We start from the raw sequence: 13,530 nt of genomic DNA, 5'->3' as shown, positions 1-13,530 counted from the left end.
TTGCTAGCGACTCAGCATTGCCAGGCCGCCCGCCGCGAGGGCGCCAACTAGTGTGTTGAGCAGATTCACAGTATTGTTTGAAACGTACTGCTGGCGCTCCAAGGTAGCCCCAATTACCGAATCGGTCAGGTTGCCCACCGTGCCGGCTACTAGCAGCCACCAGAATGCCGGCCCCCACCCGTGGCTCAGGCAGTGCACCGCTGCCAGTAGGGCACTGCCCGCCGCTCCCAGCAGCGTACCTTCCAGGCTCACCACCCCATTCAGGCCCCGCGTATCGGGGCGCAACGTGAGCACATTGTAGTACCGGCGTCCGTAGATATTGCCCAGTTCCGAAGCCAGCGTGTCGGCCGTGGCGGCGGCAAAGCTACCGGCCAGCATCAGTTGCGCGAGCGGCGCATGGGCTGGGAATTGCCAGCTCAGCAGGCCCAGCAAGCCCGCCACGCCGGCGTTGGCCAGCACCTGCCCAGCGGTGCGTCGGCCCTGGTTTTCCTCGGCCAGCCCAAGGTGGCGCTTGTCAGAAACCTTCCACACCGACGCGGCCGAGCCCAACCCAAAAAACAGCGCCAGCAGTGCCAGCCCGGTAAAGCCGGCCCCCAGGAAAATGAGCACACCCAGCAGGCCACCAGTCCACACCCCGGCGGTGGTGAGCTTACCGGCCCGGGCGCTGTAGGCCATGCCCAGGCCAAGCGCCAGCAGTACCAAACCAAACTGTAGCGGTAGTGTCATCGAGGTAAAAATAAGTACCGCACCGTGGTGAGTGCCTGCGCTGGTCTGACCACCGGAGCAGACGACTGATAGACGAGTACTTTTGGGCCACTATTTGGTCATTTGAAACCACCCGCCTGCCTCGCCATGAATCTGCTGAAGTATTTCAAAACGCTGGGCTGGCTGGAAGCTTTGCCGATTTTTTTGACCGAGAACCTGCTGGTGCTATTGCTGGCGCTGGGCTTTGGCTACTTGCTGCAAGTGGTTTTCGGCCGTAGCCGGGCGCTGGGGCCGGTTCATCATCCCATCAGCGGCCAGGAAATCCGGCTGGCCACGTGCACGCTGCTCATCAATACGGTGGTAACGTATGCGGGCTTCGTGCTCTGGCGACAGGGTTTTATCACCATCCGGGAGGAGTTTTCCTGGCGCATTTTGCTCGATTTCGTGGTCCTGTTTCTGGGCATGGACCTGCTGATGTATGGCTTTCACTACGTCATCCACCAAACGGTGCTTTACCGCTGGATACACGCCCTGCACCACGAGTACGCCGAGCCCCAGCCTATCGACCTGTTTGTGCTGCACCCGCTCGAAACATTTGGTTTTGGAGGGCTCTGGCTGCTGCTGATGGCCGTGTACCCGGCCAATTTCCTGGCCATCTTCGCCTACCTGACGGTAAATGTGCTGTTCGGCGTAGTCGGCCATTCAGCCGTCGAACCCTTCCCCAGGGCCTGGGAGCGCAGCCCGGTGCTTCGCTACATCGGCTCGTCGGGCTTTCACTTCCAGCATCACCAGAATGACCAGTCTAATTTCGGCTTTTACACCTCAATCTGGGACCGGATGTTTGGCACGTTCGCCAGCGGTCCGGCCATAAAAAAACAGCCCCGATAAGCACCGGGGCTGTTTTTTTATTCAGCAATGACTGGCTGCCTATTATCTATTTCCCGGCCGGAGCAGTGGTTTTCAGGCTGAGGTTTCCGGCTTTCAGGCCCTTGCCGCTCACGGCCAGCTTGATATCGCCGGCCTTGTCGCTGGCCTGCACAATGGCCACCAGCTGGCCATGAAACGCGTGCATGCGGGGCTGCTGAAACGGCTCCAAACTGGTGGCGTCGCCGTTGGCCACGGCACGGAAGCGGCCAGCGCCACTCACGGCTATCTGCAGCTGCTGGGTGGCCTCGGGGCAGAGGGTGCCGTTGGCGTCCTCCACGCGGGCCGTCACGTAGGCCAGGTCCTGGCCATCGGCGGCCAGGGTGGCGTGGTCGGCCACCAGCTTGATGTGGTGGGGCTTGCCGGCGGTGCGCACGGTTTCCTCCCCCATGGCTTTGCCCTGGGCATCGTAGGCCACCACTTTGATGCTGCCAGGCTGGTATTTCACGTCGTTCCACATCAGGCGGTAGCGGCTCTGGGGCTGGTCAGAAGGCGCTTTGGTTTGGCGGCCCTGGCTTTTGCCGTTCACAAACAGCTCAGCCGATGGCGCATTGGTATAGCAGTACACGGGCGTGGTCTGGCCTTCGCGGCCGGGCCAGGTCCAGTGCGGCAGCAGATGCAGGGTGGGCGCGGCGGTGTTCCACTTGGCGCGGTAGAGGTAGAACCGGTCCTTGGGCAAGCCCGCCAGGTCCAGAATGCCGAAGTAGGAGCTGTGCGAGGGCCACTTCTCGTCGTAGGGCGTGGGCTCGCCCAAGTAGTCGAACCCCGTCCAGACAAACTCGCCGATGACAAAATCAAGGTCATCCTGCTTCACAAATTCCTCGTCTGGAATCTGCGACCAGCTGCAATATTCCAGGTCGTAGGACGACGACTGATTGTTGGGATACTGCTTCTGCTTGGCCTGCACCACCGGAAACTGGTACTCGCCCCGCGAGCTCACCGTGGAAGCCGTTTCGGTGCCCAGAATAAAGCCCTGGGGCAGCTTGTCGTTGGCCTTTTCGTACTGCGCGGGCTTGTAGTTGAAGCCGGCAATGTCGAGCACCGAGGCAAAGTTGTTGTTGATGGCCGCGTCGATGCGGTCCATGCCCGCCGTGACGGGCCGGGTGGGGTCTTCGCGGTGCACAATGTCTTGCAGGCGCCGGGCTATTTTGCCGCCGCCGGGCGTGCTCTGGTCGGGTACCTCGTTGCCGATGCTCCACATAATCACCGAGGGGTTGTTGCGGTAGTGATGCACCATGTTCACCAGGTCCTTTTCGGCCCACTGGTCGAAATACTGACTGTAGCCGTTCTTCACCTTCGGCGTTTTCCATTCGTCGAAGGACTCCACCATCAGCATAAAGCCCATCTCATCGCACAGCTCCACCAGCTCCGGTGCGGGCATGTTGTGCGAGGTCCGGATGGCGTCGCAGCCCATGTCCTTGAGCAGGGTGAGCTGGCGGCGCAGGGCGGCCGTGTTAATGGCCGCGCCCAGCGGGCCAAGGTCGTGGTGGTTGCAGACGCCCTTGAACTTGCGGGTTTTGCCATTCAGCGAAAAGCCCTTGCCCGCCTCAAACTTAAAGGAGCGAATGCCGAAGCGCGTGCGGTACTCATCCTTCAGCTGGGAGCCGGCGAAGAGGCTGGACGTGGCCGTGTAGAGCACCGGCGTTTCGGGCGACCACAGCTGGGGCGTGGGCACCACCAGGTTTTGCTCGAACTCTTGGCCGTCGGTGGGCAGCAGCGTGGTGCTGGTGGTGGCCATCACCTTGCCGCTGGCGTCGCGGATTTCGGTTTCCAGGCGCAGGTTCTGAAAAGAGTTGCCGGGCGTGGCCACCTTGGTGCGCAGCTTCACCCGGGCAAACTCAGGCGTGATTTCGGGCGTGGTGACGTAGCTGCCCCACACGGGCACCTGCACGTCGTCGGTCACAATCAGGTGCACGTTGCGGTAGAGGCCGGCGCCGGGGTACCAGCGCGAGGCTTCGGACTGGTTGCGCAGGCGCACGGCCAGCAGGTTGTCGCTGGGTTGTAGCAGACGGGTGATGTCAAAGCTGAACGAGTTGTAGCCGTAGGGCCACGAGCCTGCTTCCTGCCCGTTGATGTAGATGTGTGCGTCGCTCATGGCACCATCAAACAGCAGCACCACGCGCTTGCCCGGGCCAAACTCCGGCACCACCAGCTTCCGCCGGTACCAGCCCGTGCCAATGAACGGCAGCCCGCCGGTGCGGCCGGATTTCTGGGTAGCAGCCTGCTCGTTGTTTTGCTCAATCTTGACTTTTTGCAGGTCGTTGTTGCCATCGAAAGGCCCGCTGATGGCCCAGTCGTGCGGCACACTCACCGTGGGCCACTTGGCATCGTCGAATCCCGGCCGGGCAGCCTCGGGCATTTCGCCTTTGCTGAACTTCCAGTCGTTGGTGAGCAGAATATCCTGCCGGGACTGCGCGGCACCAGCTAACGAATGCAGGCAAAACAGGGCCATTGCTGAAGCCTGCAAGCTTCGGCCAAAGGGTAATTTCATAGGTATCGGAATTAAGAAAGCTGTATTGGGAAGCCAAAGAACAGGCTTTTGCCAGAAATGACCAGCTTAATGAGTAGCTGGAAATTGAATTCAGGTAATCATAACGGGCCAATACCTTTCCTACTAAATCCTCCATCTCCTTCTTGATGAAAGCACCAGCGCAGCCTTAAAATACCGCCTTACTGCCAGCGCAATACTATTTTACCCGACGCTACATGACGGCAACCCGCAGCCCGGGCCGTACTTTCCGGTCCGCAAACCCGCGATACTGTATCTATGAGCACACCCTCTTCATTTGACCTGACCGGCAAAATCGCGCTGGTCACCGGCTGCAACAAAGGCATTGGCCAAGCCATGGCCCTCGGGCTGGCCGAAGCTGGCGCCGACATCATCGGCGTATCGGCCACGCTGGCCCTGACCGGCAGCGACACCGCCCAAAAAGTAGAAGCACTGGGTCGGAAGTTTACCGCCTACCAGGCCGACTTCAGCCAGCGCCCCGCCGTCGATGCCTTCCTCACGCAGGTGCAGCAGGACTTTCCCAAAATCGATATCCTGGTAAACAACGCCGGCACCATCAAGCGCGCCCCTGCCGCCGAACATTCCGACGAGTTGTGGGACGAGGTGCTGCACATCAACCTCGACGCCCCCTTCCGCATTGCCCGCGCCATTGGCGGGCAGATGCTGGCAAATGGCTCCGGCAAAATCATCTTCACGGCCTCGCTGCTCACCTTCCAGGGCGGTATCAACGTGCCGGGCTACGCGGCCAGCAAGGGCGCTATTGGCAGCTTGGTGAAGGCCCTGGCCAACGAGTGGGCTGGCCGCGGCGTAAACGTGAACGCCATCGCACCCGGCTACATCGCCACCGACAACACCACGGCCCTGCGCAACGACCCCGACCGCTCCCAGAGCATCCTGGGCCGTATTCCGGCCGGCCGCTGGGGCGAAACCGCCGACTTCAAAGGCCCCACCGTTTTCCTGGCCTCCCCTGCTTCCGACTACGTGCACGGCACTATCCTCACCGTCGACGGCGGCTGGATGGGACGGTAATTTTTTACTGATTAATGATTAACGGTTAGTAGTTGCTTTCCTTTTAATAAGACATTCGCCGACCAGCCTCATTAATCAACTGACCACTAAATATTACTCAAATGACGCAACGCTTTGCCATTGGCCCCCGTGAAACGGCCAACCTCAACACCACCGGAATCCGGGAGCATTTTCTGATTGAGAACATCTTCACCGCTGGTGAAATTGAGCTGACGTACACGCACTACGACCGCATGATTGTGGGCGGTGCCCAGCCCACCGAAGCGGCCCTTACGCTCCCCTGCCCGGAGTCGCTGAAAGCCAACTTCTTCCTGGAGCGCCGCGAGCTGGGCGCCCTCAACGTAGGCGGCGCCGGCACCGTGACCGTGGACGGCACTGCGTACGAGCTCGGCAACCAGGACTGCATTTACGTAGGCATGGGCGCGAAGGACGTGCAGTTTGCCAGCGCCGACGCGGCCCAACCGGCCAAGTTCTACCTGCTGTCGGCTCCGGCGCACCACACCCACCCCACCACCGTGCGCACCCAGGCCGAGGCCACTCCAGTGGAAATGGGCGCTTCGGAAACCGCCAACGAGCGCACTATTTACAAATACATCTATCAGGAAGGCATCCAGAGCTGCCAGCTGGTGATGGGCCTCACGCAGCTGAAAGCCGGCTCGGTGTGGAACACCATGCCCAGCCACACCCACGACCGCCGCATGGAGGCCTACCTCTATTTCAACATGAACCAGGGCCAGCGCGTGCTGCACCTGCTGGGCGAGCCCACCGAAACCCGCCCGCTGTGGGTGAGCAACGAACAAGCCATTTTGTCGCCGCCGTGGTCCATCCACACGGGCTGCGGCACGGCGGCGTATGCCTTCATCTGGGGCATGGCCGGTGAGAACCGCGAGTACACCGACATGGACGCCGTACCGCTCGACACCCTGCGCTAAGGAACCGCCACTAGGAGTTACTGTTGTGAAGTAAAGCGCGTCCGAGACACGCGCCCGCTTTACTTGTAAGATTATTACGTCAGACCCAGCCCTGGCGTCCGGTTGCCGGCCCTCGTGAAAGCGGGGATGCAGGCTGCCGGGCGCCAGGGCTTTTTTGGTGTGTGGCGGGTCACTCACAAAAATTTAATTGCTGCTATTAATAAGTATTACAAAATAAATATCTACATTGCACAATATAAATCAGAAAGCAGGCCGAAAGGCTACCTGATGTGAGGCCCCAACAGCCGCTGCACAGGCACTGCCAGACGAGGAGTTGATGAGGCCATTCGGGCCTGATGCGTGAACGTTGAGAAGGAAATCTACCCCAAATCCAACCAACTGCTATGCTGCTGCATGCGCTCAAAATTATTCAAACCGAGCTCGAAACGCACCTGACGGCCTATGCGCCCACGGGCGATGAAGGCAAGGTGCTGCTGGAAAACCTCTCGGAGGGCCTGGCCAGCGGCGGAGGCACTGTGACGCGTGACCGCGTGGTGTTTTCCTTCGTGAACTACCGGGAGGAAAAGGCCCTCAAGAACCTGCCGAATTACGCCCGCAACGACGCTACCCTGACGGCCCGTTACGAGAACCCGCCGGTGTTTCTGAATTTCCTGCTGCTGATAACGGCCACGCACGCCAGCTACGAAAAGGCGCTGCTGTACCTCTCGCGGGCCATCCGGTTTTTCCAGTCAAAAAATGTGTTTACGCCGGACACTGTGGCCCCGACCACGCTGCTGGCCGCCCAGCCCCTCAATGCGCTCGACCGGCTGGAAACCTTCAAGCTGATTCTGGACCTGTACTCGCCCACACTGGAGGAAGTGAACCACCTGTGGGGCACGCTCGGGGGCAAGCAATACCCGCACGCGCTGTACGTGCTGCGCCTGCTCGACCTCAAGTTTGCGGCCATCGAAAGCGAAAGCGGGCTGATTACGGAAGTGGTCAGCGACTTCTACCACCGCCACCCAAGCACCAACTGATATGGCCGAGCGGGTTCGAAATGGCTATAAGCGCCTGTTTGAAGTGCGGCTGCTCCACCACTACTGGCTGGACGAAGGCGGCACGCTGTTCGACCTCCTCCCCGACCCCACGCGCCGGCTGCTGACCTACGACCGACGGCCGTTTCTGCAGCTGGCCCCCACGCCCGCCACGGCCCAGCTGCTGGTGCTGGCCGGCCTGGGATGCGTGTACCGCGACACGGCGCTGGGTGGCCTAGTAGCGGCCCCCGACGACGCAGTGATTCCGGATGACGCCGTGTTTGAGCTGGTGCTAACGGTGCAGCAGGCCGCCTTCCAAAATTACACGGCCCTGACGCTGCCGCCCCGCAAAATCTACGAGCTGTATTACGCGGCCGAAGACACCATTTACCGCTACAAGGAGAACGTGCCCGTGCTCTCGAACCTGACCGGCGTGACGCGCGGCGCGGGCCCAACCCTGAGTCTGTACCTATCCAGCGAAATCCCCGCCTCGGCCCCCACCGACCGCGTGGAGGCGCTGGTAGACATGGCGGGGGCCTTGCACCAGCTCACCAGCGACCAGCCGGGCGCAACCACACGTCAGTTGGCGCCGGCCGTAGCCGACGCGCCGGTATTTGTGCACCAGGGCGATGTGCCGGTGCTGGTGCCACCGCCCGGCCTGGCCGGGGTGCCCGCCCGCGGCCTGCGGCTGACTGACGGGATTCCCGACGACGTGTTTGCGCTCATCCGCATTGCGGCAGTGCGCCCTGGCAATACGACTTTTAGCTGCACGGTGGGCGGAAAGGCCCGTGCTGATTACCCGGTTTTTCAGGTGCGCTTTAAGAACCGCTCCACCATCCGGCACTACTTCAACCGCGCAACGGGCGCGCCGACTAGCACCGACCCCAACCCACTGCCGCTGACCCATTTCGGCAACGCGGGCTCCAAGCTGAAACCAGCGCCCGAGGCCCTCAAACTGGACATCGACCCGGTGGTGGCCGGCCGCATTACGGGCATCCGGTCCGACATCTTCGAATAGCTACCTCATTCCTAACCCTTTAAAAACAGATGGCATGGCAACACTTTATAAAACGCCGGGTGTTTACATCGAGGAAATTCCGAAATTTCCTCCCTCGGTGGCGCCGGTTGAAACGGCCATTCCGGCTTTCATCGGGTACACGGAGCAGGCAAAGGAATTCATAGCCGCCGACCTCCTTCTGAAGCCGAAGCGCATCACCTCGATGGTGGAATACAGCCGGCTGTTTGGCGGTCCGCAGCCCGAAACGGGCATTGATGTCAGCATCGTCGAAAAGCAGGATGATAGCGGGGCCACCACTTCGCTGAGCGTTTCGGCTACGCTGTTGGAGGCTAACCGCTCGAAGCACATCATGTACTACGCGCTGCAAATGTTCTTCGCCAACGGCGGCGGGCCCTGCTACATCGTGTCGGTGGGCCCTTACAAAACATTGGGCACCGCCTTGGTCGAAAGCGAGCTGAAAGCAGGCCTGGATACGCTGCTCAAAGTGGATGAGCCGACGCTGCTGGTATTTCCGGAGGCGCAGTTTCTCGGCACCATTGCCGATTTCAAGGCCCTGCACGACCTGGCGCTGGCCCAGTGCGAGCTGCTGAAAGACCGGTTTGTGATTATGGATGTGCACGGCGACGACATTTTGATGGACGACCCGACCGCCAATCTGCTCGACGCTATTGACAATTTTCGCGACGACGGTATTGGGGCTAACAACCTGAAATACGGCGCCGCCTACGCCCCCAACCTGGAAACGATACTGGATTTCACGGTAGACGAAACGGCCATCGATGTGAGCTACCAGTTGCTGCCAGCCGCTGCCGCCACAGTGAAGCTGAGCAGCATGGCCAATACCGACAACCGCAAATACGAACTGGCCCGCACCGCCATTCGCGACATGGCCTGCAAGCTGCCGCCCAGTTCCACCATCGCAGGCATCTACGCGGCCGTCGACAATAACCGCGGCGTGTGGAAGGCCCCCGCCAATGTGAGCGTAACGGCCGTTATCAAGCCCACCATCGACTTCACCAACGCCGAGCAGGACCAGATGAACGTGGACACCACAGGCGGCAAATCGGTGAACGCCATCCGGCCCTTCACGGGCAAGGGCACGCTGGTGTGGGGTGCCCGCACCCTGGCCGGCAACGATAACGAGTGGCGCTACGTGAGCGTGCGGCGACTCTTCATTTTCGTGGAAGAGTCGGTAAAGAAAGCCACCGAGCAGTTCGTATTCGAGCCCAACGACGCCAATACCTGGGTGCGCGTGCAGGCCATGATTGAAAACTTCCTGAACACGCTCTGGCGGCAGGGCGCGCTGCAAGGCATTAAGCCCGAGCACGCGTTTTACGTGGCCGTGGGCCTGGGCAAAACCATGACGGCGCTCGACATTCTGGAAGGCCGCATGCTGGTCGAAATCGGCATGGCCGCCGTGCGCCCCGCCGAATTCATTGTGCTGAAATTCTCGCACAAAATGGCAGAATCCTGATTAGCCTGACGACAGGACCTTACGCCCCCCGTCGCGCCTCATACACAACTCCACTTCCAATACACCATTCTCATGGCACAAGAATATCCATTACCCCGCTTCCATTTCCAGGTGGACTGGGGCGGCGCCAAAATCAGCTTCACCGAAATCACGGGCCTCGACATGCAGGTGGAAGTAATTGAGTACCGGCATAGCGACAGCAAGGACTTCAACAAAATCAAGATGCCGGGGCTGCGCAAGTTCAGCAACATCACCATGAAACGCGGCAAATTCGAGGCCGATTTCGACTACAACGACTGGCTCGACGCCATCTCGAACGACCGGGTGGGCGGCCGGCGCGACGTGGTGATTCGGCTACTGAACGAGAAGCACGTGCCGGTGGCGGCGTGGTCGGCCACACGCTGCTTCCCGGTGAAAGTGACCGCGCCCGACCTCAAATCAGACGCCAACGAAATTGCCGTGGAAACCATCGAAATAGCTCACGAAGGGCTGAAACTGATGAAAATCTAACGCATTGCTACCGTCATGGTCGACTACTATCCGCCGTGGGGATTCTACTACCGAGTAGAATTTGGCATCAGCAAAAACAAGAACGATGTGCGGTTTCAGTCGGTGTCGGGCCTGTCGGTGGAGTACGATGTGGAGGAGTACAAGGAGGGAGGCGAGAACCGTTTCACTCATAAGCTGCCCGGCCGCACCAAGTACGCCGACCTGGTGCTGAAACGCGGCATGCTCACTGACTCCGAAGTGACCAACTGGTGCCTGGCCGCTTTCCGCGACCGGGACTTCCGACCGGCCGACATCAGCGTAATTCTGATGAATGAAAAGGGTGAGCCGTTGCGCACCTGGAACGTCGCCCACGCCATCCCCAAGAAGTGGCTGGTGACGGACTTGAATGCCAACGACAACGCCGTTGTGATTGAGACACTAGAGTTGATTTACCAATACTTCACGATTAAGTAGGGTGCGGGGCTTGTCCCTGCTCGCCGTTCGCGCCGAAACTCCGATTTCGTCTACCGACGGGCGGGGGCAAGCCCCACCCCTACAACGTTCTGCCATGCCCATCGAAATCAAAGAACTGCACATCCGCATCACGGTGAATGCCCCGGAAGGTGGCGCTACCGGCGCGGGCACAACGGCCGGTGCTGCCACACCTGCGCCGGCTGGCGGCGGAGTCGGTGATAAAGAGGCCATAGTGGCTGATTGCGTGGAACAAGTGCTGTCCATTCTTCACGAAAAACTGGAACGCTGATGGCTGCCGGAGGAAAACTCGAAAAGATGCTCATTCTGGGCTTCGCAGACTCGAAGAAGGCCGAAACCGGCGGCAAGGCCGAAGCCACGGGCTTCGTTGAGGCGCTGATTAACCCGGAAACCTACGCCCACGAGTACAAGCTGAAATACGCCGAATCGGGCCAGGGCCAGGGCACCAGCGGCAAGGAGCTGAAGTACGAGAAGACCGAGCCGGAGGAAATGACCTTCGAGTTTCTGTTCGATAACACGGGCATTATCGACGGCAAGCCGCGCGCCAGCATTGCCGATGAGCTGGCCGCCTTTAAAGCGCTGCTGATTGAGTTCAAGGGTGATGCCCACCAGCCCAACATCATTAAGCTGGTGTGGGGCGACAACCCGGTTTTCAAGGGCCGGGTGCTGGAACTGAGCATTACCTACAAGCTCTTCACGCCCAATGGCCAGCCCATCCGGGCGGTAGCGAAAGTTAAGCTCCAGGGCACCGTGGAAGAAGAAAAGCGGGCCCGCAAGGAAGACCGCCGCTCCCCCGACCTCACCCACATCCGGCTGGTGAAAGCCGGAGACACGCTGCCGCTGCTCTGCCACCGCATCTACGGCGACTCTCGCTACTACCTGCAAGTGGCAGCGGCCAACAACCTCGGCAATTTCCGCCGGCTGACGCCGGGCATGCAGCTGGTTTTCCCGCCAGTGGCAGGGTAGGTGGCGCTGGTGCGGGGCCTCCCCCCGGCCCCTCTCCGATGGAGAGGGAAGCCTGACGATTTCACTTTCAACTCTTTGCTGCGCCGCCGTGGCTCCCCCTCCATCGGAGAGGGGCCGGGGGGAGGCCTAACATCAGAACAACCCATCATGCAACCCACCACAGCTCCTGCTACCATCCCAACCGCCGCCACGCCGGACCTGTGCACGGCGCGGCTGCTGGTGGACGGCGCGGAGGTGCCCGGCACGGTACACGTCGTGTCCATTGCCGTGACGCGGGAGCTGAACCGAATTCCGTCGGCCACGCTGCACATTGAGGATGGCGAGGCGGCCAGCGGCACGTTTGCGGTGGGCAATGCCGACTATTTCATTCCCGGTAAGAAGCTGGAAATCAAGCTCGGTTACCGGGCGCAGGAGGAAACAGTGTTCAAGGGCATTGTCATTAAGTACAGCGTTAAGATTCGGAAGAGCGGCAGCTTTTTGATTGTGGAATGCCGCGACGAGGCCGTAAAAATGACTTCGGGCCGCAAAAGCCACTACTATACCGACCAGAAGGACAGCGACATTCTGGAGGAGATTATCGGGCGCTACAGTCTGACGGCCGATGTGGCAGCCACCGGCGCCAAACTGCCCGAAGTGGTGCAGTACGACGCCACCGACTGGGATTTTGCCCTGTGCCGCGCCGAAGCCAACGGCCTGCTGGTGATGGTGGAAGATGGTACCATCAAGATGGCCGCGCCCAATGCTGGGCAGTCGCCGGTGCTCACCGTGGCCTTCGGCGCCACTCTGCTCGAATTCGACGCCGAAGTGGATGCGCGGCTGCAAAGCCCCGGCATCAAGGCGCACAGCTGGAACGCGGCCGACCAGGAGCTGGTGGAAGCCGAAGCCGCTGAGCCTACCGTGCCCAGCCCCGGCAACCTCGCCCCCACCGACCTGGCCGACGTGCTGGGCGGCCAAGCCCACGACCTGCGCCACGGCGGCTACCTCGCTGCGCCCGAACTCCAGGCCTGGGCCGACGGCCGGCTGCTGCGCGAACGCCTGGCCAAGGTGCGCGGCCGGGCGCGGTTTCAGGGCTTTCCGGGGGTGTTGCCGGGCAAGCTGATTGAGCTTAGCGGCGTGGGCGACCGGTTGCAGGGCAAGGTGCTGGTGGCCGGCGTGCGTCACCAATTTGCGGGCGGCAACTGGGAAACCGACGTGCAGTTTGGCCTGAACCCCGAGCCGTTTGCCGAAACGTTTAACCTGCGTCCGCTGCCCGCCGCGGGCCTGCTGCCCGCCGTGAGCGGCCTGCAAACCGGCATCGTGACCAAGCTGGAAGGCGACCCCGACGGCGAGGACCGCATCAAGGTGCGGCTGCCGCTCATCAGTGCGCAGGAGGAGGGCGTGTGGGCCCGCATTGCTACGCTGGACGCGGGCAAGGACCGGGGCACCTACTTCCGGCCCGAGATTGGCGACGAGGTAATCATCGGCTTTCTGAACGACGACCCGCGCCACCCGGTGGTGCTGGGCATGTGCCATAGCAGCAAGCACCCCGCCCCCAAACCGCCCTCCGACGACAACCACGAAAAAGGCTACGTGTCGCGCGAGAAGCTAAAAATGACTTTCGACGACGACAAAAAAGTCATCGCCTTCGAGACGCCCGCCGGCAACAAGCTCACTCTTTCGGAAGATGATAAAGCCATCAAAATCGAGGACCAGCACGGCAATAAGCTCATCCTCGACGGCAAAGGCATCACCCTGGACAGCAGCAAAGACATCATCCTCAAAGCCGCCAAAGACCTGAAAATTGAAGGCCAAAACCTCAATCTGAAAGCGCAGCTGAGCTTTAAAGCCGAAGGCAACAGCAGCGCCGAAATGTCGTCGGGCGCCAGCGCCACCGTGAAGGGCGGCGCTACGACGACGATAAAGGGTGGGATTGTGCAAATCAATTGATTACTAACCCATACGGGGGATCTCACCCCCGGCCCCTCTCCCGCGGAGAGGGG

Annotated in this window: 13 protein-coding genes; 11 read left to right on the top strand and 2 right to left on the bottom strand. The window is 60.9% G+C overall.

From position 1 onward, the window contains the following. Nucleotides 1–3: 3 nt before the first annotated feature. Entirely contained in the window at nt 4–726 is a 723-nt protein-coding gene (locus J4E00_RS21115; protein WP_208177266.1) for a DUF92 domain-containing protein, read from the bottom strand. Nucleotides 727–852: 126 nt separating this feature from the next. On the opposite strand from J4E00_RS21115, the gene J4E00_RS21110 reads away from it, so the two are divergent. Next, on the top strand, nt 853–1,593 hold the full coding sequence (locus J4E00_RS21110) for a sterol desaturase family protein (protein WP_208177265.1): 741 nt from the start codon (nt 853–855) through the stop codon (nt 1,591–1,593). A gap of 46 nt (nt 1,594–1,639) precedes the next feature. On the opposite strand, the gene galB is transcribed toward J4E00_RS21110, so the two are convergent. Further along, nucleotides 1,640–4,120: a beta-galactosidase GalB gene (gene galB, locus J4E00_RS21105; RefSeq protein WP_236050011.1), complete on the bottom strand. Its 2,481-nt coding sequence runs from the start codon at nt 4,118–4,120 to the stop codon at nt 1,640–1,642. A gap of 276 nt (nt 4,121–4,396) precedes the next feature. Here galB and J4E00_RS21100 point away from each other — a divergent pair, with 276 nt between their 5' ends. The 10 genes from J4E00_RS21100 to vgrG all read left to right on the top strand — a co-directional run bounded on the left by J4E00_RS21100 (nt 4,397) and on the right by vgrG (nt 13,477). Continuing rightward, nucleotides 4,397–5,167 carry an SDR family NAD(P)-dependent oxidoreductase gene (locus tag J4E00_RS21100; protein ID WP_208177264.1) on the top strand — a complete coding sequence of 257 codons (771 nt, stop codon included), beginning with the start codon at nt 4,397–4,399 and terminating at the stop codon, nt 5,165–5,167. A 101-nt stretch (nt 5,168–5,268) separates the two neighbouring features. Beyond that, nucleotides 5,269–6,099 carry a 5-dehydro-4-deoxy-D-glucuronate isomerase gene (gene kduI / locus J4E00_RS21095; protein WP_208177263.1) on the top strand — a complete coding sequence of 277 codons (831 nt, stop codon included), beginning with the start codon at nt 5,269–5,271 and terminating at the stop codon, nt 6,097–6,099. A gap of 383 nt (nt 6,100–6,482) precedes the next feature. Continuing rightward, nucleotides 6,483–7,115, top strand: coding sequence for a DUF4255 domain-containing protein (locus tag J4E00_RS21090; RefSeq protein ID WP_208177262.1), 633 nt, complete (start codon nt 6,483–6,485; stop codon nt 7,113–7,115). Between the two features lies 1 nt (nt 7,116). Beyond that, nucleotides 7,117–8,130 (top strand): hypothetical protein, encoded by a 1,014-nt coding sequence (locus J4E00_RS21085; RefSeq protein WP_208177261.1) that lies wholly within the window; start codon nt 7,117–7,119, stop codon nt 8,128–8,130. Between the two features lie 34 nt (nt 8,131–8,164). Then, nucleotides 8,165–9,604: a phage tail sheath family protein gene (locus J4E00_RS21080; protein ID WP_208177260.1), complete on the top strand. Its 1,440-nt coding sequence runs from the start codon at nt 8,165–8,167 to the stop codon at nt 9,602–9,604. A gap of 72 nt (nt 9,605–9,676) precedes the next feature. After that, nucleotides 9,677–10,114: a phage tail protein gene (locus J4E00_RS21075; RefSeq protein ID WP_208177259.1), complete on the top strand. Its 438-nt coding sequence runs from the start codon at nt 9,677–9,679 to the stop codon at nt 10,112–10,114. Between the two features lie 15 nt (nt 10,115–10,129). Continuing rightward, the gene (locus tag J4E00_RS21070) at nt 10,130–10,567 is read left to right on the top strand and encodes a phage tail protein (protein ID WP_208177258.1); all 438 of its coding nucleotides are present in this window, start codon (nt 10,130–10,132) and stop codon (nt 10,565–10,567) included. A gap of 94 nt (nt 10,568–10,661) precedes the next feature. After that, a complete protein-coding gene (locus J4E00_RS21065) occupies nt 10,662–10,856 on the top strand; it encodes a DUF5908 family protein (protein ID WP_208177257.1) in 195 nt (64 codons plus the stop codon). Further along, a complete protein-coding gene (locus tag J4E00_RS21060) occupies nt 10,856–11,551 on the top strand; it encodes a LysM peptidoglycan-binding domain-containing protein (RefSeq protein WP_208177256.1) in 696 nt (231 codons plus the stop codon). Before J4E00_RS21065 ends, J4E00_RS21060 begins: the two co-directional genes overlap by 1 nt. Nucleotides 11,552–11,698: 147 nt before the next feature. Further along, nucleotides 11,699–13,477, top strand: coding sequence for a type VI secretion system tip protein VgrG (gene vgrG / locus J4E00_RS21055; RefSeq protein ID WP_208177255.1), 1,779 nt, complete (start codon nt 11,699–11,701; stop codon nt 13,475–13,477). Nucleotides 13,478–13,530: the final 53 nt, after the last annotated feature.

Source organism: Hymenobacter negativus (assembly GCF_017571495.1).
GTDB lineage: Bacteria > Bacteroidota > Bacteroidia > Cytophagales > Hymenobacteraceae > Hymenobacter > Hymenobacter negativus.
The sequence above is the reverse complement of the archived record's forward strand: the minus strand, read 5'-3'. Positions and strand labels throughout refer to the sequence as shown.